The 21,344-nt window shown below is 65.1% G+C and carries 24 protein-coding genes and 1 pseudogene; 11 read left to right on the forward strand and 14 right to left on the reverse strand.

Translation table 11 applies throughout. The annotated features are described in order from the left end of the window. Positions 1-78 precede the first annotated feature (78 nt). Positions 79-723: a TetR/AcrR family transcriptional regulator gene (locus ON34_RS33885; RefSeq protein ID WP_051023271.1), complete on the reverse strand. Its 645-nt coding sequence runs from the start codon at positions 721-723 to the stop codon at positions 79-81. A 63-nt stretch (positions 724-786) separates the two neighbouring features. Between ON34_RS33885 and ON34_RS38205 the strand changes: the two genes are divergently transcribed. From ON34_RS38205 to ON34_RS28875, 4 genes are all read left to right on the forward strand, one after another. Then, the gene (locus ON34_RS38205; RefSeq protein WP_281032469.1) at positions 787-915 is read left to right on the forward strand and encodes a hypothetical protein; all 129 of its coding nucleotides are present in this window, start codon (positions 787-789) and stop codon (positions 913-915) included. Between the two features lie 18 nt (positions 916-933). Next, a complete protein-coding gene (locus ON34_RS28865; protein WP_040785539.1) occupies positions 934-1,515 on the forward strand; it encodes a hypothetical protein in 582 nt (193 codons plus the stop codon). A gap of 122 nt (positions 1,516-1,637) precedes the next feature. Beyond that, positions 1,638-2,378, forward strand: a complete 741-nt coding sequence (locus tag ON34_RS28870; RefSeq protein WP_040785542.1) for a hypothetical protein — start codon at positions 1,638-1,640, stop codon at positions 2,376-2,378. Positions 2,379-2,449: 71 nt separating this feature from the next. Continuing rightward, a complete protein-coding gene (locus ON34_RS28875; RefSeq protein WP_245548244.1) occupies positions 2,450-2,986 on the forward strand; it encodes a TetR/AcrR family transcriptional regulator in 537 nt (178 codons plus the stop codon). A gap of 122 nt (positions 2,987-3,108) precedes the next feature. Here the strand turns inward: ON34_RS28875 and ON34_RS28880 are convergent, their stop codons facing one another. Further along, positions 3,109-3,522, reverse strand: a complete 414-nt coding sequence (locus ON34_RS28880) for a DUF5994 family protein (RefSeq protein WP_040785549.1) — start codon at positions 3,520-3,522, stop codon at positions 3,109-3,111. Positions 3,523-3,581: 59 nt separating this feature from the next. Then, entirely contained in the window at positions 3,582-4,043 is a 462-nt protein-coding gene (locus ON34_RS28885) for a DUF5994 family protein (RefSeq protein ID WP_245548246.1), read from the reverse strand. A gap of 295 nt (positions 4,044-4,338) precedes the next feature. Here ON34_RS28885 and ON34_RS28890 point away from each other — a divergent pair, with 295 nt between their 5' ends. Beyond that, positions 4,339-5,043: a TetR/AcrR family transcriptional regulator C-terminal domain-containing protein gene (locus ON34_RS28890; protein ID WP_040785582.1), complete on the forward strand. Its 705-nt coding sequence runs from the start codon at positions 4,339-4,341 to the stop codon at positions 5,041-5,043. 11 nt (positions 5,044-5,054) lie between these two features. Here ON34_RS28890 and ON34_RS28895 read toward each other — a convergent pair whose 3' ends face one another. Together ON34_RS28895 and ON34_RS28900 are read right to left on the reverse strand one after the other, a co-directional pair. Further along, positions 5,055-5,465 carry a DUF5994 family protein gene (locus tag ON34_RS28895; RefSeq protein ID WP_051023272.1) on the reverse strand — a complete coding sequence of 137 codons (411 nt, stop codon included), beginning with the start codon at positions 5,463-5,465 and terminating at the stop codon, positions 5,055-5,057. Between the two features lie 11 nt (positions 5,466-5,476). Beyond that, complete coding sequence (locus ON34_RS28900; protein ID WP_083889858.1) at positions 5,477-6,217, reverse strand: TetR/AcrR family transcriptional regulator C-terminal domain-containing protein; 741 nt, start codon at positions 6,215-6,217, stop codon at positions 5,477-5,479. Between the two features lie 173 nt (positions 6,218-6,390). Between ON34_RS28900 and ON34_RS36425 the strand changes: the two genes are divergently transcribed. The 3 genes and pseudogenes from ON34_RS36425 (at position 6,391) to ON34_RS38210 (ending at position 8,635) form a co-directional block, all read left to right on the forward strand. Beyond that, a complete protein-coding gene (locus ON34_RS36425; RefSeq protein ID WP_157172463.1) occupies positions 6,391-6,564 on the forward strand; it encodes a hypothetical protein in 174 nt (57 codons plus the stop codon). A gap of 73 nt (positions 6,565-6,637) precedes the next feature. Then, on the forward strand, positions 6,638-7,861 hold the full coding sequence (locus ON34_RS28905) for a fatty acid desaturase family protein (protein ID WP_040785552.1): 1,224 nt from the start codon (positions 6,638-6,640) through the stop codon (positions 7,859-7,861). Between the two features lie 177 nt (positions 7,862-8,038). Further along, positions 8,039-8,635, forward strand: a pseudogene (locus ON34_RS38210) (ATP dependent DNA ligase). A gap of 400 nt (positions 8,636-9,035) precedes the next feature. Here ON34_RS38210 and ON34_RS28915 read toward each other — a convergent pair. Continuing rightward, entirely contained in the window at positions 9,036-9,983 is a 948-nt protein-coding gene (locus tag ON34_RS28915; protein ID WP_040785555.1) for an NAD(P)-dependent alcohol dehydrogenase, read from the reverse strand. A gap of 68 nt (positions 9,984-10,051) precedes the next feature. Here ON34_RS28915 and ON34_RS28920 point away from each other — a divergent pair, with 68 nt between their 5' ends. The 3 genes from ON34_RS28920 (at position 10,052) to ON34_RS28930 (ending at position 13,969) form a co-directional block, all read left to right on the forward strand. After that, entirely contained in the window at positions 10,052-10,717 is a 666-nt protein-coding gene (locus ON34_RS28920) for a TetR/AcrR family transcriptional regulator (RefSeq protein WP_040785559.1), read from the forward strand. Between the two features lie 61 nt (positions 10,718-10,778). Further along, positions 10,779-11,840 (forward strand): UDP-glucose 4-epimerase GalE, encoded by a 1,062-nt coding sequence (gene galE / locus ON34_RS28925; protein ID WP_245548247.1) that lies wholly within the window; start codon positions 10,779-10,781, stop codon positions 11,838-11,840. Positions 11,841-12,019: 179 nt separating this feature from the next. Then, positions 12,020-13,969 (forward strand): UvrD-helicase domain-containing protein, encoded by a 1,950-nt coding sequence (locus ON34_RS28930; protein ID WP_051023273.1) that lies wholly within the window; start codon positions 12,020-12,022, stop codon positions 13,967-13,969. Between the two features lie 531 nt (positions 13,970-14,500). On the opposite strand, the gene ON34_RS28935 is transcribed toward ON34_RS28930, so the two are convergent. The 8 genes from ON34_RS28935 to ON34_RS28970 form a co-directional block, all read right to left on the reverse strand. After that, complete coding sequence (locus ON34_RS28935) at positions 14,501-14,869, reverse strand: hypothetical protein (RefSeq protein ID WP_040785561.1); 369 nt, start codon at positions 14,867-14,869, stop codon at positions 14,501-14,503. A 24-nt stretch (positions 14,870-14,893) separates the two neighbouring features. After that, positions 14,894-15,403 carry a hypothetical protein gene (locus ON34_RS28940; protein ID WP_040785564.1) on the reverse strand — a complete coding sequence of 170 codons (510 nt, stop codon included), beginning with the start codon at positions 15,401-15,403 and terminating at the stop codon, positions 14,894-14,896. 126 nt (positions 15,404-15,529) lie between these two features. Then, entirely contained in the window at positions 15,530-16,015 is a 486-nt protein-coding gene (locus ON34_RS36900) for a hypothetical protein (protein ID WP_040785567.1), read from the reverse strand. 6 nt (positions 16,016-16,021) lie between these two features. Further along, positions 16,022-16,330 (reverse strand): WXG100 family type VII secretion target, encoded by a 309-nt coding sequence (locus ON34_RS28950; RefSeq protein WP_157172466.1) that lies wholly within the window; start codon positions 16,328-16,330, stop codon positions 16,022-16,024. 66 nt (positions 16,331-16,396) lie between these two features. Then, positions 16,397-18,193 (reverse strand): fatty acid--CoA ligase FadD11, encoded by a 1,797-nt coding sequence (fadD11, locus tag ON34_RS28955; protein ID WP_040785570.1) that lies wholly within the window; start codon positions 18,191-18,193, stop codon positions 16,397-16,399. Further along, positions 18,190-19,215, reverse strand: a complete 1,026-nt coding sequence (locus ON34_RS28960) for an alpha/beta hydrolase (protein WP_083889860.1) — start codon at positions 19,213-19,215, stop codon at positions 18,190-18,192. Before ON34_RS28960 ends, fadD11 begins: the two co-directional genes overlap by 4 nt. After that, positions 19,212-20,087 (reverse strand): SDR family oxidoreductase, encoded by an 876-nt coding sequence (locus ON34_RS28965; protein ID WP_051023277.1) that lies wholly within the window; start codon positions 20,085-20,087, stop codon positions 19,212-19,214. Before ON34_RS28965 ends, ON34_RS28960 begins: the two co-directional genes overlap by 4 nt. After that, positions 20,087-21,344 (reverse strand): flavin-containing monooxygenase (locus tag ON34_RS28970; protein ID WP_040785574.1); only part of this gene is annotated, 1,258 nt, incomplete at its 5' end. The genes ON34_RS28965 and ON34_RS28970, both read right to left, overlap by 1 nt.

The following is a 21,344-nucleotide window of genomic DNA, read 5'->3' on the forward strand; positions in this document are numbered from 1 at the left end:
CGAGATAGACCCTTTACCGACACTGGCCGACCGAGCTCGCGCGAGCGATCAGCGGCAAAGTAGTGCGTTACTCGGCGGTCATGTGGCTTGTCGCGTCGTTGGAGTCGATCGGTTTGTGGTGGCCATCAGTGCCTGGACCGCTTCTTGGGCTTCCTGGAGTCGGGTCGCGGGAATCGCTGTGCTCGGATGCAGGAGGCGGTCGTAGACCAAGCCGTCGATGAGTGCGGTCAGCGCTCCTGCGACGAGGTGTAGATCGGCGTTCATCCTCGACTCAGCCGTGGTGGCCTGCAGGTACGCGAGGACTGCGCGCTGAAAGCCCGATCGTAATTCGCTGAACAGGGCGGCGAGTTCGGGCGTGCGTCGTGCCTCGAGTTGCAGTTCCAATCGGGCCAACTGTCGTGCGGCGACGGGTGGTGTCGTCCACGCGTCGACCACGTTCGCGATGAGCTCGGCCGGCGGCCGCGGCATGCCGTCAGAAAACCCCGCGACCAGCGAGGTTTCCAGGGTTTGTCGGTCGAGATCGGCGATCCGTTGCGCGGCTGCCGTAAGTAGACCCGCTCTGGTCCTGAGGTAGGCGCTCGTCGATCCCTGAGGAAGTCCCGCGAGCTCGTCGACCGCGCGATGGGTCACACGCCGCGATCCCCCCGACGCCAGCAGTTCGATGACGGCATCGGCGATATTCGTGCGCCGCTGGGCCGCCGCCGTGGCTCTCGTGCTCACCATGAGAATATTCTACAGATGTAGTCTACAAATGTAGAAGTCCCGTGTCTCGACCCAGGAGTGCCCATGACCGATCTCGCCGCCGATCGTCTCGCCGATTTACGGGCGCGCCGCCTGCTCGCCCGAGACGCCCTCGAGCGCGCCGGCACTCTGGCGTTCAAACCGGTGACCTCGGCCAAGTGGGTCAATGTCTAGACCAGCCGCGGCGGGGTCATGCGCGTGCAGATCGAGCACGACACGATTCGCGGCGTCACACCGGAGATGATGCGCTGGTGGTTCGAGAACCTGGCGGCCACGACGACATGGAACGGCATCGACTTCACTGGGCCCCGGATCAGCCACTACCACCTGTGGCACCACCGCGACCACATCTCGGTGACCCCGCTGTCCAGCGGGAGCGCCGGCGGGACGAACAACGGTTTCGCGGTGGGCTCGAGCTCACGAATCGACGAGCAGTTCAACGACTTCCACGACCGCATCCACGCCACGGTCCTGACCACCCGCCTCGATGACGAGGAGTTCAACTTCGACCTGCGAGCACTCGGCCGCACCGTCGGCCACATCACCCACCGATATCACCAGGAGCGCACAGGCCTGCGCTTCTACGCCGAAACGGTGATCGGCATCGACTCCGGGCCGCAACGGATCCTGAATCTGGCACGCCCCTGGGCATATTCGACACGGACCGCCGAAAACTGGATCCGCCACAACATCGAAGAAACCGGCCGCTCCGAGCACATCATCCCGATCCTGCACCAGCGCGCCATGGAGGAAGCCGAGACCAACGCCCGATAGCGGGAACCCGAACCTCGAATCATCTGAACGATCACCGCGTACGCCAGTCGGCACTCCAGAACATCTCGGCAGCCCACCGGCTACACTCTTAAGTGTAGAAGTTCTAACTTTAAGGAGTTGATGTGGCCGCCTCGCGCAGTGTCGAGATCGCCGCCTGGATCGGCGGCCGCCAAGTCGAGCGGGACCAGGTGCTTGCCTGGGAAGACCGCCGTATCGACGCCGCTGCCAGGAAACTCGGTGTGTCGGCGCCAGAACCCGGCGACATCGATATCCGGCGAGAGGCACTGCTGCACACCAAGCTCGAACTCGGATCCGGGGAGATTCGGAGGCGGTTGGCACGCGATAGCCATTGGGCCGATCGCATCGCCCGGGCCCAAGCGCGGGTGAGTCGGCGACGGAGGCATAGCGTTACCGAACTGGAGGTGTCGGTCGGATCCGCAGCGGATTTCGCGGCCTGGTTCGACAGGACTATGAACGCCGCCGATCCGACCGCGATGTTGCGGGCATGCCCGGATCATTTCGACACCACGTTCGGCACCCGAGGACAAGAAGTGCTTGAGACGACTGGTTCGAGTCCGCTGGCCGCGCTGTTCTTCATCGACTACGACGACGTGTCGAGCTTGCTCACTCCACCCGATGCATCGTTTCCCTACCAGATAGCAGGGGTGGCCCGGGCACAGAACGGCCGCGCGATCGGTGGTGTCCGGCATCAATTCCGCGACACCGCGACCGGCTTCCACGCCCGACTTACCGTCGAATTCCCGTTGCCTATCCTGCCCACAATGGTCGCGGGTCATCGCTGGCACCTCGCTTGTGAATTCTCGAACTGGATCGAAGCCGCAACACAGGTTGCGCCACAATGAGTTCCGATCTCAGCCAGGACGAACCAGCACCGCGTCGACGGATCGGTGGCCGGAGCGCGCGGGTGCGGGAAATGGTGATCGCCGCCACCGTGCAACAGGTGCTCGACCACGGAATCGAGGGGCTCTCGCTCGGCGCTGTCGCCGCCCGCGCCGGGGTTTCTGAAACCACAATCTATCGCCGATGGGGTTCGCGAACCGCCTTGATCGCCGCCGCCATGACCGAGCTCGCCGCAGTGGGCAACCCGCCGCCCGACACCGGGACCCTGCGTGAGGATCTGCGGACGATCCTCGAGCAGATCACGCGTCTGATTACCCGGCCCGGAGTTGCCCAACTTTTGGGCACCGCAGCAGCGCAGGACGTCGATCCTGAGCTCGGCGCGGCCCGAACGGCGTTCTGGAACAACCGATTCGATCAGATCGCGCCAGTTGTCGAACGCGCCCGCACTACAGGCTCCCTGCGCGCTGACGCACCGGCACGGGAGGTCCTCGAAACCCTTGCCGCACCCTTGTATTTCAGACTTCTGGTGACGGCGGAGCCAATCGACGCCGAGCTCATCGCCCGGTGCATCGAACACACCGTCACCCTGTATCGACCACCGCAACCATGAGTCGGCGTTCGTGAGGTGAACACTCTCCCTTTGGCATTTCAGTGCGTTTGCCTACCTCCTGACCGAACGAGGCGGCGGCCGGAACCTGGAGCCGGAGGCCCGGCCATGGCCGGGGCGCCGATTCAGGATTTCCCTGACGCACGCCGCATCTGGTCGTCTGCTTGGTCGGGTGGGGTGCCTGCGGGGATGACGAGCAGAGTCAGCTGGGCGTCGTTCGTGCCGATCAGGTGCATGGTGCCGGGTGGTTGGCCGGTATCGGGTCCGTGTACTTCGACGCCGTCCGGGTTGTCGATGCGGCGTTGGCTGAGACTGATCGCGTTCCAGTCGAAGCTGACGCGAGCGGTGGGGCCGAGGCGTGGGGTGAGGGCGCTGATCAGGTCGTGCAGTTCGGCGGTGAGGTTGTTCGTCCATGGCCACCAAGCGCCGTCGATGCGCTCGGAGCCGGTGCCGGGTTCACGCAGTAGGAGGCGTGGGGTGCGGGTCGGTGTTCGGAAGGGTTGCCGGTCGGGTTCGGGTGGGCCGGTAGTTCGGCTCATGTCGTGGTGGTTGGTGATCGGGCGTTGTCGAATGATTCGGGGCATGTCTGTTCCTCTGCTCATCGGGGTGTGCGGGTTGCTGATGCGGGGGTGACGGCGGCCATCAGGGCCGTGTGCGCGGTGTCGTCGGCGGTGGAGGATGGGATTACGCGGAGCACGATCAGGTCGCGGTCGCGGCCGAAGACGTACATCGTGTTCCACAGTTCGAAGGGGTAGGGGTCGAGCCGGACGGTGTGACCTTTGACGGTCGTCTGCCGGGGCGTGTCCGACCAGCATGCGGGGTCGTAGACGACTCGCCAGATGGGGCCGAGTCGGACGGTGAGGACGGCGAGGAGGTCTGGCAGTTCGGTGGTGAGTTCGCGGGATCGCGGCCACCACGCGCCGTCGAGGTATCCGCCGCGGTCGGCTTTCGGCTTCAACCTCAAGCGGGGTGTGTAGTCGGGCGGAACGCGATGGCGGGCGTACTGCGGGCGGATCTGTTCGGGCGCCATGGTGGTGCTGTTGTTTCTGTGGAATCGCATTTCGTGTCCTCTCGAGGCGGTGTTCGCGCATGGTCGCGCCGTGGCGTGGGTGGTCGCCGGGGCCGCGCGGATGACCATGCGGCGGCCGGGGGGTGGCGTCGCCCGCGAGTCAAGTGGCCGTTGGTGCCCGCGAGCATGAGCATGAGCGGATACCTGATTCGGGCCGGATCGGCGACGCGCATATCGGATAGTCGCCGTGTATGTCCAGTACACGCCGTTTCCCTCGTGATGTCAACGTTGTAGGTCTACACTCGTAACTTCATCGGAGATTCCGAGAACGATGGAGGTATCCGAGATGGCCGAAATTCCGAACCGGCGGCCGGACCGCGCCAGTGCAGGCCGGGGCAACAGTCCGGTCACCAGGGCGGCTGTGCTGGCCGCGGCGCTCGAGATCATCGATCGCGATGGGGTCGACGGGTTGTCGATGCGGCGGCTGGCCGAGGCGGTGGGGCGGGACCCGATGGTGATCTACCGGCATGTGTCGAACAAGGCGGCTGTGCTCGATGGTGTGGCCGAGATCGTGTTCGCACAGCTGGCGGTCGATGCCGCCGACCCGGACTGGGCGGCGCAATTGCGGGTGGTCGCCCGCGATTTCCGCCGGCTGGCTCTGGCTCATCCGCGGGTGGTGCCGCTGCTGGTGACCCGGCCGCTGTCCACACCATTGGGTCTGCGCCCCTATGCGGTGGTCCGTCCGCTGGAAGACATTCTCCAGTTGCTCACTCGTGCCGGGTTTTCCGGTACCGACGCGCTGCACATCTACCGTGCGGTGTTCGGATTCCTGTACGGGCACGTTCTGAACGAGTTGCAGGAGATCGTGGAGCGTCCCGAGGAGACCGACGATGTGCTGCGGCTCGGGCTGCACCGCCTGCCGATAGGGCAGTTCCCGTTGCTGCGCGAACTGGCACCGGTCTTGGCCGCCTACGACGGCGCGGCCGAACTCGAACGCGGTCTGGACATCCTGCTCACCGGTCTCAGCGCCACGCTGCCGGGTCCCAGGTGATGACGTGTGGCTCAGCCTGCGTCGAGGGAACCGCCTTCGGAATCCCAGCATTGCTGTGCGGCAATCGTTTCGGCATCGCCGGTGGACGGAAGGTCGACTCGCACGGTGAGCCTGTCGCCGCTGACCCCGAGGACATCGATGGTGTGCGCGGGCTTGTGCCGGTAGCCGTCGAGCCGTATCTGGCGCCCAGCGTTGGCGAGTTTGCGGGGTGTGATGGTCCATTCGTCGAGGTGGTAGATCACTCGATGGATCGGGCCGAGCCGGACCCCGAGGACTGCGAGCAGCTCGGGAAGCTCGGTCACGAGGTCGTTGCCGTACGGCCGCCACACCCCGCCGGTGCCCGCTGTGTCGAATTGGAACCGCAGTCGATGGACGGACGGTGTCTGCCGCCTCGGGGTGGTTTTGCTCAGTTGTAGCGTCATGGTCGACGCTCCTATCTCGGCCGCGCGGCGGCCGGGGTCAAGGTCTCGGTGAGACCGGTGATCAGGATGTCCAGGCCGCGTTCGAGCTCGGCTGCGCCGTCGTAGGAGGCCAGATCGGAGGCGAGACCGCGAAGCAAGGGAAACTCGCCGATCGGCAGGCGGTGCAGGCCGAGACGCAGCAGGTCGGTGGTCTCTTCAGGGCGTTCGACGATTTCCTGGATTTCGTTGAGGACGTGGCCATAGAGGAATCCGAACAGCGCGCGGTAGATGTGCAGGGCGTCGGTCCTGCTGAAGTCGGCTCGGGTGAGCAGCGCCAGGGTCCGTTCCAGTGGCCGCAGGGAGCTGAGTGGCCGCAGTCCGAGCGGGGTGGACAGCGGGTGGGTGACCAGCAGGGGAACCACGTTCGGGTGGGCTACGGCCAGCCGGCGGAAGTTGCGGGCGATGATGCGCAGTTGACGGCGCCAGTCGGGGTCGGTGGGGTCGACCGTCAGTTGTTCGAGCACGATCTCGGCGACACCGTCGAGGAGTGCGGCTTTGTTGGCCGCGTGCCGGTACAGCACCATCGGGTCGCGGCCGAGCGCCTGGCCGAGGCGCCGCATCGACAGGTGCTCGACACTTTCGCGGTCGATGATCTCGAGCGCGGCCGCCAGCATCGCGGACCGGGTCAGTGGGGTGTTCGTGGTGTTCCCGCGGTCGGCGCGACCTGCTGAAATGTCTGTGGAACCGATTGGTTCGGCCTTGATTCGGCTCATCGAATCAGCGCCTCCTCTCGGTCGGACGCTGTCCTTGTTACCGTTGTAAGTCTACACTGTAGGCAGACAGCGTAGCTACCCCGGAGCTGGGTACAACCGGTTCGCGCAAAGCTGGTTGGCCGATGCGAGGAGCTCGTGGCCGAACCGCGCAACCGGAAGACTGGAACATGCCGATGACGATCAAGAACAAGCTCGCGCGCCGGGCCCGGGCCGGGCGGGTGAGGTTGCAGACGCTGCTCGCCAAACCCGACGAAGACAGCCGCCGCCGGACCGACATCGGCGGCAGGCGTCCCGGCGGGCCCATCGAACGAGCCGCGGAGAAGCTGAGGCAGGTCTTCAAACGCTGATCCCGCCCTCGGCCGCCTGTGAGTAGTCGGTCCTGTCCGCGGTAAGCACTCAGGAGATTCGAGGACATAACGAATGGCAATCACACAGGTAGCCGTCTACGCGCACTTGAGCGATACGGATGTCGAAGAGCTGGGGCGGGAACTCGATGCGATTCGCCGTGACATCCAGGATCGGCGCGGCGCCCGGGATGCCGCCTATATCCGTCGGACGATCGCGTTCCAACGAATACTGGATGTCACGGCCCGGCTGGTGATCGCCTGCACCCGAACGAAACGCGGCTGGTTGCTGGGGACGACGGCGCTGGCGGCGGCAAAGAGTATCGAGAACATGGAAATCGGCCACAATGTGTGCCACGGCCAATGGGATTGGATGAACGACCCCGAAATTCATTCCAGCACTTGGGAATGGGACATGGCGGGTCTGTCGTCCCAGTGGCGCTATTCGCACAACTATCGCCATCATGTGTACACCAATGTCCTCGGCATGGACGACGACATCGGGTTCGGCGTGATGCGGATGACCCGCGACCAGCGGTGGGGACCATGGCTGCTGTTGCAGCCGCTGCAGAACCTGTTTCTGGCGGCGACTTTCGAGTGGGGGATCGCTCTGCACGATCTGTACTCCGAGCGCGACCGCGCGGCCACCCCGGCGGAGAAGACCGCCCAGACCCGAGCACTGATCGGGAAGATCGCGCGGCAGATCGGCAAGGACTATGTGCTCTTTCCGGCGCTGAGCGGGCGGCACTGGCGTCGCACACTCGCCGCGAACTTCGCCGCCAATACGCTGCGCAATCTCTGGGCGTATGTGGTGATATTCTGCGGTCATTTCCCTGACGGCGCAGAGAAATTCAACCCCGCCGCCGTGCAGCACGAGACCAAGGCCGAGTGGTATCTGCGGCAGATGCTCGGGACCGCGAATTTCCAGGCCGGGCCGGTGCTGGCATTCCTGAGCGGAAACCTGTGCCATCAGATCGAACACCATCTGTTTCCCGACCTGCCCAGCAACCGGTACGCCGAGATCGCCCGGCGCGTACGCGCGTTGTGTGACAAATACGACCTGCCCTACACCACCGGACCGCTGCTCCGGCAGTACCTATTGACCCTGCGCACCATTCACAAGTTGGCCCTACCGGACAGCTTCCTGACCGCGACCTCCGACGACGCACCAGAAACCGCCTCCGAACGCAAATTCGGCGCACACCCTGCGATCGGTGTCGGCGAATTCCCTCGGCGCGGTCTGCGCACCGCGCTGAACCTCGCACGCCGGTTTCCGTCCTCCCGAGGATCGAACCTCTAGTGCACTGGAGCTGATCGGCCGAGTTTGCGCGGCCGAGGCGCTGAGCCCCATTGCGCATTCGGCTGTGCGGCGACGCGGTCCAGCCGTTCGGCGAGTACCTGCCGCGCGTCGGCGCCGTCATGGGGAGCGAGTGCGGCAAGGTTGGGGGTCCTTCTATGCGCTGAGGAATGAGACCGAATGCCCTACATCGCGCATTCACACAGAGCCCGTGTTAGCCGCGCAACCCCGGATGTCGCACGTCATCTACACGCGCACAGGGAGTTCCGACACCAATGTCGGGCAGTGAATGGACCGGGCATTCTGCTGATCGCCTGCTGCAGCTGGCGCGCGAGCACGGCTTGGAGGGCATCGTGTCTAAACGCGGTGACTCTATCTATATGCCGGGCCGGCGGTCTCGGTGGTGGATCAAAACCGCTCTACGTAAGACGACCGAGGCCGTGGTGGCGGGCAGCACCAGGCACCGGCCGCCGCGCCGGGCAGATCGGCTCACTATTGATGGCCGTGCACAGCGACACCGGCGAACTCACCTACATCGGCAACGTCGGCACCGGCTTCACTCAAGCCACCCTCACCGACCTACACGCGAGACTCCAACCACTGCAACGCAATACAGTAACCGTCGACGCCTCCGTTCCCGACGTGGTCTGGGGCTAACCCGAACTCGTCGGCGAGGTGACCTCCACCGAATGCACCGCCGACGGGCGGCTACGACATCCCACATGGCGCGGACTGCGATTCGACAAGGACCCCCGCAACATTCGACGAGCGCGATAGCGCGTCGGCTTGCCAAGTTCAGAGAAGCTGTCCATCCCACTTCATCTCATAAGCCCAGGTAGGAGATGGGTCGGGCGGGCTTCCCGCAGTCGCGGGCATCGGCGCTGGTACGCGCACCACCACATCAGCCTACTTGCAGCAATTATCAGCGAGCGGGAGCCGCTGCCGCGAGATGCCGCCGTTCTCATGTGGAGGTCGCCGCGCTCGGTAGGAGGAACCGCTGACACCGCCGCGTCCCACCAGATGGTCGACCGCCAGCTGCTTGGTCGGCCGATAGCCTAAGTAGATGTCGAAAGGCCGGCGCCAGCGCTCACAACCCCGGCCCAGCGCAGGTGCTCCCCGGGGATTTTTGTCACCGCTCATCCCTGCCAGAACGACCATGGGCCTGCGGTGTGGATGTTCATGGCCGAATGATGATATTGCCGACCTTGCGGCCTGAGTCGACGCGCTCGTGCGCTTCGACGATGTCATCGAGCGTCAAGACTTTGTCAATGACGGCCACAAGGTGGTCGTTCGCGGCGAGGTCCAGCAAGAACGCGAACGCTTCCGCCTTCTCCGGGGAGGGCCCGGCTTTGACGTTGCCGCGCGCTCGCACCGTCTCCCAAAGGTTCGCGACCGCGAGTAATAAGCTGCCCTCGGCGGTGAGTAGCTTCTTGCCGCTTGAGGGAGAGATATTGCCGACCGTGTCGAGTACGACGTCGAATCGGTCGGTTAGCTCCACGACCGCGTTGGCCTGGTAGTCGATGACGCGGTCGGCACCGAGTTTGGTGACGAGCTCGGCGTTGGGCGTGCTCGTCACGCCGGTCACGTTGGCGCCGAAGAATTTCGCGAGTTGCACCGCGTTCGTGCCGATCGCCCCCGATGCCCCGTTGACAAGCACAGAGTCGCCCGGCTTCACTGTGACCTTGTCGCGCAGGTAGTGCAGCGCTGTGGATCCGCCGAACAAGATCGCTGCCGCGTCGTCATGGGTCACGGTCGCCGGTTTGTGGACGATCTTCTTCGCTTGGACCGCGAGGTATTCCGCATGTGCACCCATGCCGATGCCGGCCATGCCAGCTACTTCGTCGCCGACGGAGAATTCCGTGACCTTCGGGCCCACAGCTTCGACGACGCCAGAGAACGCGCTGCCGAGGATCTTCCGTCGGGGCCGAACGACGCCGAAAGCGAGCCGGGCGAAGGGGCCGAACCCTTGTGGAAACCGAGCGGCACGAATGCGCGAGTCGGCAGCTGTTACCGCGACGGCGGCGACCCGCACCAAAACCTCGCCACCCCGAATCGACGGTGTATCCACCTCGCTCACCCGGACGACCTTGGGTGGGCCGTACCGGTCCGCGACTGCTGCCTTCATGACGTCTCCCTTACACCTGTAAGTTTCAGCGCCCATATTAGACTTACGGGTGTATGGTGGCAAGTGCTATGAAGGCCCGCTCCCCACTGACTCAAGCCCGCGTCGTCGACGCCGCGGTGCGTGTTGCCGACGCTGGCGGTCTGGCTGCGGTGAGCATGCGCAATGTCGGCAAAGAGCTTGGCGTCGAGGCGATGTCGCTGTACCACCACATCGCGAACAAGGATGATTTGCTCGATCGCCTCGCCGACTGGATCTTCACGCGCATCACACTCCCGGGTCTGGATCAGTGTTGGCGTGAGGCGATGGTGGAAAGGGCGATATCCGCGCGAACGGTATTGTCACGGCATCCGTGGGCGTTGGGCCTCATCGAGTCACGCCGCAATCCAGGCGCGGCGAACCTCCGGCACCACGATGCCGTGCTAGGGTGCCTCCGTCGGAACGGATTTTCGGTAGTGCTTGCGTCCCATACGTATTCGGCTCTCGACGCCTATGTCTACGGGTTCGTGCTGACCGAGCTTAATCTGCCGTTCAAGCCAACCGAAAGTGCCGATGATTTCATCGACGAGCTGGCGCTGCCGGCCGACCAGTATCCTCACCTCGCCGAGATGATCGGTGAATTGGTTATGGGCAAGGACTATTCGTACGGTGACGAGTTCGGTTACGGCCTCGCGCTGATCCTCGACTCGGTGGCCGAGCGCTTGTCTGATCATCGGATGACCGGTCACCATCGGTAATCCGGGATGCTTGCGACCATGGTTCGCGCACCAGCCGGGAGGGGTTGATATTCATCCGCAGGTGCCGCGCTACGGTCGCGAGATCGACTCGCACCAACTGGTGTGGGAGCTGGCGATCACCGGCGAGGCCACGATCATGCTCGGGTGGGGCAACATGGGCCGCGTCGGCGGCTTCCGGGTGGGGGTAGGCACCCCGGTCGACTCCGCGATCGCCGACCTCCCCCAAACGCCTAACCGCGCTGCGAGACAGCTTGCGGCGATTGGTCGCCGAAGCCACCAACGACGCCCGACCCGCGGCGGCATCCGCGTCACCCCCGACGCCGGGTTCGACGGGGTACTGCACTTCGCCGCCAGCATCGAGGTCGCCGAATCCGTCGCCAACCCGGACAAATACTGGCGCAACAACATCGAAGGCTCACTGGCGCTGCTGCGCGCGATCCGCGCCGCGGGCGTGCCGCGGCTCATCTTCTCCTCCACCGGCTCGATGTACACCGGCGACGGTAAGACCGCGTTCGACGAAACCGCAGAAGTGCGGCCCAAGAACCCCTACGCCGCGACCAAGGCCACCGTCGACCAGCTCATCGCCGGAGAGTGCGGAGCCTCCACCACCCTGGGCGCCACGTCCCTGCGCTACTTCAACGCCGCCGGAGCCGTCCTCACCCACGACGGCGTGCACCTGGGCGAACGCCACGACCCCGAATCCCACCTGATCCCGATCCTGCTGCAAGCCGCCAGCGGACGACGCCCGGAATTCACCCTGTTCGGCACCGACTACGAAACCCGCGACGGCGCCTGCATCCGCGACTACATCCACGTCGCCGACCTCGCCACCGCACACCTGCTCGCCCTCGACACCGTCCAACCCGGCCGCCACGACATATACAACCTCGGCAACGGCGAAGGTTTCACCAACCGGGAAGTCCTCGACACCGTCCGCGAGGTCACCGGCACCGACTTCCCCGTCCGTTTCGTTGGCCGTCGTCCAGGTGACCCCGCGGTTTGCATCGCTTCCAGTGACAAAGCACGTCGAGAGTTGGGATGGAAACCGAAACACACCGACCTTGCCACCATTGTGGGTGATGCGTGGCAGTTCTACTCCAGTCAGTGCGCGCAGATCCACTGACTGCTTGGGCATAGCGCGCCGTCCGGCTCGAAAGATGTTGCCATGATGGTCAATTGGCGAACTCCCCCTGGAGCGTGGCTGTAGCCTTCTTGTGATGTGCCTGTCAGGGGTCGGCGGGCGGAAGGGTGGGAGAAGTGAGTCGCAGCTCGGACCGTTCGCAAGAGGTTCTTCGTCGACAGGTGTACGACGCGCTCAATGCGGTGCCAGGGCTTCCGCCGGGTTACCGGAGCGTGTTCGCGGGCATGCTGATGGAGCGGGGGGCGTATCTGTTGGTGCGCGATCCCATCGCCGACGTTCCAACCGGCCGAGCGCATGCGCTGCTGGTCGGCCGGGGCGGGGTGTTTGCACTGATATTCACGACCACCGCACCCACTAGCCAGACGGTCGACGCTGTTCGTGCCCGCACGCAACGGCTGTTCGACAAGCTGACGGTCGGGTCGAATGTGTTCGTGGCGAACACGGTTCGAGTGGCGTTGGTCGTGCCGGTGGGTACCGATCTCGGCCATGTCGATAATCGAGTGGTCGTCGCCGATGAACGAACGCTGCGCCGTGCGTTCTTCGCCGGACGTGTACTCGAACAGCGTGACGCCGAACAGGTCGCCAAAGCGGTCGCCGACAGATCCGATTATCGTCCCGTACACATCGCGGCGACCGGCACGAATTCCGAACCCGAAGCGGAGGGACTGTTCGAGGAGAACGATGCCATCGCCGATCAGCGCGAGCGGGCTCTATCGGAACCGCTGCTGACTTGGCTGTCGTTCCTGGATCCGGATCAGCTGAGCCTCGTGCGGCGCAACTACAACGGCCCCGCACGCATCATCGGACCGGCTGGAACGGGAAAGACGGTGGTGGCGCTGCATCGACTGGCGCGCATCGCGCGAGAGAGCACCGGCAAACTGCTGTTGACCAGCTTCGTGCGCTCACTTCCTGCTTGCCACAGAACTCCCTTCACCCGGCTCGCCCCCGAAGTCGTCGATCGCGTCGAGTTCATCGGACTGCACGCGTGGGCGAGCCAGTTCCTGCGGCTGCGGGGGAAGCCGGTGCGCATGGAACCTGCGCGGGCGCGCACAGCGCTGTCACTGGCATGGGCGCATGTGGGCGGTGAGAACGGGCCACTCGCCGACATCGAGCCCAACCTCGAATACTGGGCAGACGAGATCGACCGCTTGATCAAAGGCCGTGGTATCACTGACTACGACGATTATGCAGCGCTGGTCCGTACCGGGCGTGAGGGTTTGGCACTGCGCCGTGAAGATCAGCGCCCCTTGGTGTGGGATCTCTTCGAGGAGTACGAGCGAATTCGCTGCGAGCGCGAAATCTTCGACGCCAACGACCTGATCGCCGCAGCGTTGGCGGAGCTCCGCCAACAACCGCTCGACCCACCGTATTCGATGGTAGTCGTCGATGAAGTGCAAGACGTAACGTTGATGGGCTTGCGGCTGGTCGGAGAGATTGCCGCCAATACCCCCAATTCCCTGCTGTTCGTCGGCGACGGTCAACAGCAGGTATATCCCGGTGGCTGGCGGCTGTCGCACGCCGGGTTCGACGTTCGCAACCGTAGCGAACTCTTGGCCGTCAATTACCGCAACCGGGCCGCGATTCTCGCTTACGCCAAGGGAATCGACGCCCGCAACACGGTGGACGACCTTGATGGCGGCACCGGTGTGACGCTGCGCGATGCGCGCGGCGTCCTCGATGGCGGGCATGTCGACGAGTGGAAGGGACCCGACAACCAGATCGATGCCGCACTCATCACCGCGATCCGCGCACTCGGCGCACCCAACGGCCACGTCGCCGTGATCACCCGCACCAACACCGAGGCAAATCGCTTCCTGCGGGTGCTGAAAGCGGCGGGCATCCCGATCCAGCTGCTCGAAGACTACAACGGCAGCTATATTGACGCGGTCAAGGTTGGCACCGTCCAACGCGCCAAAGGACTGGAATTTCCGGCGGTCTTCCGCCCGGTGCTGCCAGGCGAACGGCCCCGCCGCCGGACCGCCTCACAGCAGGACACCGACGAACTCGCCGCCCGCCGTCAACTGGTCGCCGTCACCCGCGCTCGAGACTACCTCTGGCTCGGAATCGTCGACGGAGCACTGCCCGTAATAGCCGACAACGGTGAACGGTGATGCCGACCATCGGCGTCTACTACGCGAGTCCGTATCCAGATGTCGTAGCAGTGCCGGATGTCCCTGACTCGCCGCTGCACCCGCACCCTCCGGATCGCCCCGGTTCGACACCAGTCGGCCCGACCGCAGCCCTGCGTTGGCGCTCCGAACGTTAGTGCGCGCTGACATCATCGAAACAGCGACTGCGGCAAGGGGACTACCGCACCACCGAACTGGTATCCCGACCCTGAGGACGAGGGCCTTCTGAGGTTTGGAACGGCACGGACTGGACCGGCGACCGCAAGCCTGTCTCTGCCGTCGATATCACCGGACGGATCCAGCAGGGCATCGCGCAGGCCCCGAAGGTCCCACTGTTCGGCACCCGTGCATATGCGAAACGACAATCGCAGGAGCTGGCCGACGCTCACGTCGTCTCAATGCTGGGCACCACCTGGCCGGCAAGCGTGCACCCGGGGCTCCTCCCCGGGACTATCCACCTGCCCCGGTTTCGATGCCAGCCAACCTAGCAATTCGCCCAATCATCATCTTGCGTTAGAGCAGTTCGATCTGACCGGGCTCGGGCAGCGTGTGTGGGCGTTCGTCCGTATACCAGGCGTACTCGATTCCACTGAGCCAGCCGTTCTCGACCCATAAGATGACCTCGCCGATCGGTGATCCGTTGCGGTCGGTGACCGTTCCGCTGGCGAAGATCCCGTCGGGCGAACCGGATGCTTGCACCGCACCGGGCTGCACCGCCAGATCGACGCTAGGTGAACCGACACCCCACGTTGCGACGACCTGCGAATACGGCACCTGCGCCAGATACTCGGAGGCGCCGGGAGCGTTCGACGACAGCAGCTTGGTGACGACGCTGGTTTCGAGGTCGGTCAACGCTCGTGGCGGAATCGGTGTATTACTCATCAATCTCCTCGGTCTCGCGCTACATCATGGAATGTATGCGGTGCCGATTTTGAAGACACCGTCGATCATTGCGCCGCGAATATGGACAGTTTGGCCATTGATTGTGCGCACCAGAGGATTCGAGCCATTATACACACCGTCCGGAACGCCTTGAACGCTCTCGATGATCTTCGTCATCGTCGCTTCTTCGCCACCCAGTGACTTCACCAGTCCATCCAGTTTGTGCTTCGGCACGAAGACATGCTCCATTGCCTCTTTGTCGAGCGCGTAATCGAGCGAGCTCTTCAGCTTGTCGCGCGCGATCCTGGCGATATCGGCGGTGCGCTGTGCGAGTAGGTCGGCGATACGCTGGAGCTCGGCGCGCCTGGCTGCGAGGTCGTCGCCGGTTTCGGTGACTTTGTCGACGAATTTGGCCGCGCGTTTGGCGGCCAGCACACGGTCGACATACTTCTTCATCTTCACCGCGAGCTTGCCCGCTTTGGCCGCGGCGATTGCGGCCGCGCCGAATCCCGCCGTCAATGCACCGGCGATCACACCGATGACAACGGTCTCGGCGACCTCCTGAGCGAGGCCCTTGGCGAGATCGACCAGCAGCTGGCCCAGTTGCGTTCGGAACTCCAGGATCGCGGAGCGGTGGGCGCGACAGGATTGCGCGAGGTCTTACGCCTCAGCGGCAGTCTGCAGATCGTCCGGTTCCCCGTCGGGCATCCAAACGCCGAAATCCTCGAGCGCCGACACCGCGAAACCGACATCGTCGAACAGGCCACTACCCGGCCCGCCCGCCGAGGGCGGCGGCAGCAGGCAGACTGACCAGGCTGGTGACAACTGTGCTGGTTGTCCCGGTGCCGGCCGGCCGGTGCCGGCCACGTAATCCGCGAGCGCGTGGTTGTAGCCGAGCTGGTTCAGGATCCCGGCGTAGTTGCCCATGGCGGTGACGAGCAGCTCGGTCATACTCATCGCCGTAGTGACGGTCGAATCGTAGGACGTGGCCCATGCCTTGGATTCGCCCACATTCCCGCCCATATTGGCGGTCTCGCTCAGCGCGGCGATCTGCGCGGAGAATACCCGCTGGAACGCGGTTTCGTACGAATACAGTGACGCGCCAGCCGAGGAATACACCGCGGTATCGACTACCAAGGTCGTCATCAGGTGTTACGACCTGCCCAGCATCGAAAGATTCGCCGAGATCGCCGCCGTGTATCGGTCGTGGGCGTCCCGGACGGCCTGACGCATGGTGTCGATGCCTTCGGCGACATCGGTTGCCCCGGTGTGCCATTCCCGGAAAGCATCGGCCTGGGCATCCGCGGCGGCACCGTTCCAGTTCTGCTGGACGGCGGAGATGCGTTGCTGCAGTCCGTCGAGGCTGTCGTTGAGGAATCCGATGAAACCCGAGATTCGGGCGACAATCTGTTCCTGTCCGACCGGGCGCAACGCCAAGTGGTCGCCGCCCTGGGTGCGCAAATTACTCCTGACCTGATCGCTGGCGCCCATTCTCGAAGCTCGGATCGCCAGCGCGCGACCGGGCGCTCACCCTGGTTGGTGAACGTTCGGCCCTGGGACGTCCTGATAGAGCTCGTCGATCTCGGTGGCGTATTTCTCCGTAATGACCCGCCGTTTCAGCTTCATGGTGAGCGTGACCTCATCGCCACCGGCTTCCCAGAACGTGGGCAGGACGCGGAATCGGCGAATCTGTTCGACGCGAGATAGCTTGGCGTTGCCCTTCGCGATCCCCGCGGTGATGTGCTCGATGACGGTGGCGTCCACCGCCAGCGCGGCGGCGCCGGCGTCGGGCAGATTGTGCTGCGCCGCGTACGGACCGGCGCTTTCGGCGTCGAGGACGACGAGGGCGGTGTTGTAGGGCCTGCCGTCGCCGATGACAGCCATCGCACCGATCAGCGGTGTTGCGGCTTTGATGGTGTTCTCGATGTTCGTCGGTGACATATTCTTCCCGGAGGCGTTGATGATCAGCTCCTTCTTGCGGTCGACGACCGTCAGGTACCCACCGGCATCGATGGTGATCACGTCGCCGGTACGCAGCCAGCCATCCGAATCCACTGCCTCAGCGGTCTTTTCCGGCTCTCCGCGGTAGCCTTTCATGACCAGCGGCCCACGGACGAGCAGTTCCCCGTCGTCGTGCCGGGCCTCCATGCCGGGGAGCAGCTTGCCCACGGTGCCCAGCCGGGCGTCACGTGGGTGGCTCACACTGCAGATGCAGGCTAATTCTGACATACCCCAGATCTCGGCGATCGGGACACCGAGCCCGGCGAAGAATCCCAAAGTCTGCGGCGGGATGGGCGCCGCGCCCGACATCGCCCACCGGACGCGGTCGAGACCGATTCGGGCACGCAGCGGCGAGAGAACCAGCTCGTCGGCTCGCGCCCAATCGGCGGCGACATCCGCGGGAAGCGCCGTGCGGGCGAGTTCGTACTCGCCGCGCTCGGCGGCTACCGACATCGCCCACTGCATGACCCGCCTCCGTTCCGGGTCAGGTTCGTTGGCGACGGCGAATTCGATTGCTGCTCTGAGCTTTTCCCAGACGCGGGGCACCGCGCCCCAGATCGTGGGGTGCAGGTCGGCCAATGCCGGTGCGATCTGCCTGCCGTCGGCCACACAGGTGATCTGGGTGCCGAACACCTCCTGGAAGTACAGCCCGGTGAGCCGGTCGGCGATATGTGCGGTGGGCATGTAGGAGGTGATGGTGTCGCCGAAATGGATGTCGAGCACCTCGCTGACGGCGTAGCACTCGAACATCAGATTCGCGTGCGTGGTCTCGACCCCCTTGGGGTTACCGGTGGTACCGGATGTGTAGATCAGCGTGGCCACATCCTCGGGACCGACCGCGCGCCATGCGGCGTCGAAGTCGAAATTTGTAGGCGCAGACGCGAGCAGCTCCGCCACCGACAGGGTGCCCACCGCAGGATCGTCGAGACAGACGACATGGTCGAGCTCGATTCCGCAGGCATCCAAGCGAGGTACATACTCTGCTTCGCAGATGACCACACGGGCACCGGAGTTGTCGAGCACATGGGCGAGTTGTTCGGCGGAGAGCGTGTTGTACACCGAGAAAGAGGTGGCACCCAGGTGTTGCGCGCCGACTTCGAAGGGGTAGAAGTCGATCCGGTTGGCCATCATCATCGCCACCGTGTGCCCACGTCCCACGCCCAGCCCCGCCAGCCCCGCGGCGACCGCGCGGACTTGTCGGCCGTACTCACGCCAGGTGAGCGTGCGCTGGTCACCAGGGGTGCGCAGGGCGACGGCGTCCGGGGCGATGGCGGCATTGTGCTGGAAGGCAGCACAGAGAGTGTCGAAGCTGGGGTTTGTCACGAAACGTCCTTCGGGATTGCCTGGGCGACGGTGGATTCGAGAGGTGTGCGGGCAAAAGGCGTGGCGGCGGCCTTGCCGACGTGTTCGCCGACAAAACGCGCGGCATCGCGGTAGGCGGCGCGGGCTTCGGGGACCATGGCGGCGAGAATGTGGAAGACGTGCATCTGGCCGGGCCAGAGCACGAGTTCACATGTCGTGCCCGCCGTGCGTAGCCGGTCGGCCAGCGCGATGGCGTCGCCGGCGAAGAATTCGGCATCGCCGGCGTGGATCAGTGTCGGTGGCAGCGGCATTCCCCGGCGCGGCCGCAATTCGCGCGGTTCGCTGGTGAAGTGACCGATGGCCGCGGTGACCGCCGACATGGTCAGGAGGCCGTCCCGCTCCGCGGTCTCGTGATCGGCGATCGTAGTCAGGCTGAGATCGGCCATGGGACAGAACAGCACAAGCGCGGCAGGGCGCGGCAGGCCCGCGCAAGCGTTCCGGATAGCGAAATCGGCCGCCAGGTAACCGCCCGCGGAATCGCCGGCGAGAACGATCCGGTCGGGCCGGTAACCTTGCGCGAGCAGTGCTCGGTAGGCCGCGGAGACGTCATGCGGCGCGGCAGGATACGGATGCTCGGGCGCGAGGCGGTAGTCCACGGCGAAGACGGGCAGGCCGGTTGCGGTGGACAGCCGGGAGGTGATGCCGCGATAGGCCGCCGCGGATCCGGACACGAATCCGCCACCGTGTACGTACAAGATCACCGCGTCGTCGCGGACAGCCTTCGGGCCTCGTACCCATTCTGCGCGCACTTCACCATCGCGGACGGGCTCGACGATCGTGTCGCGCAGTATGGGTGCGACGGTACGCAGGATCCGGTCGATGGCGATCCTCTCGCCACGAAGGGTGGACGGGGTGACCGGGATACGGCCGATCAGCGGCCGGATAGTCAGCGACGAGACGTGGCGCAGTGCTCGAGCTCCCAACGAGGCAGAGGGCCGGACGGCATCCCTCGATGCAGAGCGGCTTCCCTTGCCGCTGCTCATGGCGTGTTCTCGAGGCGGCGGATCAGGGTGGCGAGCCTCGGGTCGCGGGCGAGCCGATGGTCGAGGGCGATATTGACCAGGCCGCGCAGCAGCGCGTACGGCTCCCACCCGGACGGCGCGATGGTGCGGGGCGCGCGGCGGCCGATGCCGTCGGCGATGACACGCGCCGCCGCGGCCGCGGTGATGCGGGTGTTCAGTGGCCAGGGCAGCAGTTCGCCGATGGCGCGCCCTAGGTCGTCCTGGTCCAGGGTCGCGTGGGTCATCGCCGTGTCCACGACACCGAAGTAGGAGACGCCGGCGGTGGCGCCGTGCGGCGCCAGTTCCACGCGCAGGGCGCGGCCGAGCTGTTCCACGCCCGCCTTGCTGATCATGTACGGCGAGCCGCCCATTCCCGGCGCGAACGCCGCGCAGGAGGAGACGACGACCACATGTCCGCGCGCCGCGACGACATGGTCGAGGGCCGGGCGCACGGTATTGAACGCACCGGTGAGGTTGACGCCGATCACGCGGTCGAAACTGCTCGCGTCCATGCTGCGCACGGTGGCCGGTTTCGGGACCACACCCGCGTTGGCGACCACCACGTCGAGGCGGCCGAAGCGCTCGACGGTCCGGTCGATGGCCTTCTCCATGGCCGCGCGGTCGGCAACGTCGGCGTCGACCGCCAATGCTCGGTTCCCGAGTTCCGCGGCGGTTGTCTGGGCGGCGACAAGGTCGATGTCGACCAGTGCGATCGCCGCGCCCCGCCGATGCAGGAGGATGGCCAGTTCACGGCCGATGCCTTGGGCCGCGCCGGTGACGAGGACGGTCTTGCCACGCACGTCGTAGGGCGGCACGCCGAAGCGGTGTAGAAGCGCCGATGGTCCGGGGGGCATCACGCGCGCACCTCGTGGACTTCATCGTCGCGGGAGTCGATGTCGTAGGAGTCGATGTCGAAGCGCCTGGTGCGACTGCGGTATTCGAAGCTCCAGTTGGGGTACAAGCCCGCATTGCGGCCATCGGGTGTCTGGTAGTAGCCGGTGCAACCGCCGGTGACCCATACCGTGGATTTGCTGCGCTGTGCCATCTCGTCCAGGAATCTCTGTTGCACTTGCGGTTTCACCGCGATGCACGCTGCCCGCCGGGTCCGCATCGTTGTGAGCGCGTCGACGATGTAGGCGATCTGCGATTCGATCATGAAGATCGCGGACTGGTTGCCCGCCGCACCGAACGGCCCCAGGGTGCAGAAGAAGTTCGGGAACCCGGCCAGCGTCGCACCGAGGTAGGTCTGCGGCTGCTTGCGGTAGAGATCTGCCATGGACAGGCCGTCGCGACCGACGAACCGTTCGAACGCGGTGGGAACGGGGGTGAATCCGGTCCCGTAGATGATCGCGTCCACGGCGTGCTCGGTGCCGTCGCGGGTCAGGATCGAGTGTGACCGCACCTCGGCGATGCCATCGGTGACGACCTCGACGTTGGGCTGGTCGAGTGCGGGGAGGTAGGCGTCGGAGAAGATCGCCCGTTTGCAGCCGATCATGTAGTCGGGAGTCAGCGTGCGTCGCAGCCGCGTATCTCGGACTTGGCGTAGCAACTGCAGCCTGCCGAGTAACTCGTACGGGTGCCGGAAGCGCTTGTCCACGAATCCGACCAGCCCAAAGCCCTCGATTGCGGTGAACCAGCCTCCGCGAATAGCTTTGCCCGCCAGGGGGATACGCCGCAGCAGCTGGCGTTCGAGGCGTGAAGTGCGGCGGTCGAGTCGCGGCATGATCCAGGGTGCGGACCGTTGGAACAGCACCAATTTCGCGACTTCGGGTTGGATCTTTGGCACGAATTGAACCGCCGACGCGCCGGTGCCGATGACCGCGACCCGCTTGCCCGTGAAGTCGAAGTCGTGGTTCCAGTGCAGCGAGTGGAAGGATGTGCCCGCGAAGGTGTCCAGACCGGGCAGCGACGGGTACTTGGCCTCGGCGAACAGGCCGGTCGCCGAGATCAGGAAGTCCGCCGTCAGCGGACCGCGGGATGTTGCGATGCGCCAGCGCGTCCGCGTCTGGTCCCAGCGCGCGTCCAGCAGCTCGGTCCCGAACCTGATGTGGCGCAGCACATCGTGTTCGGTAGCCACCGCGCGGATGTACTCCAGGATCTCGGCTTGTGTG

Source organism: Nocardia pneumoniae NBRC 100136 (genome assembly GCF_000308755.1).
Taxonomy (GTDB): Bacteria; Actinomycetota; Actinomycetes; order Mycobacteriales; family Mycobacteriaceae; genus Nocardia; species Nocardia pneumoniae.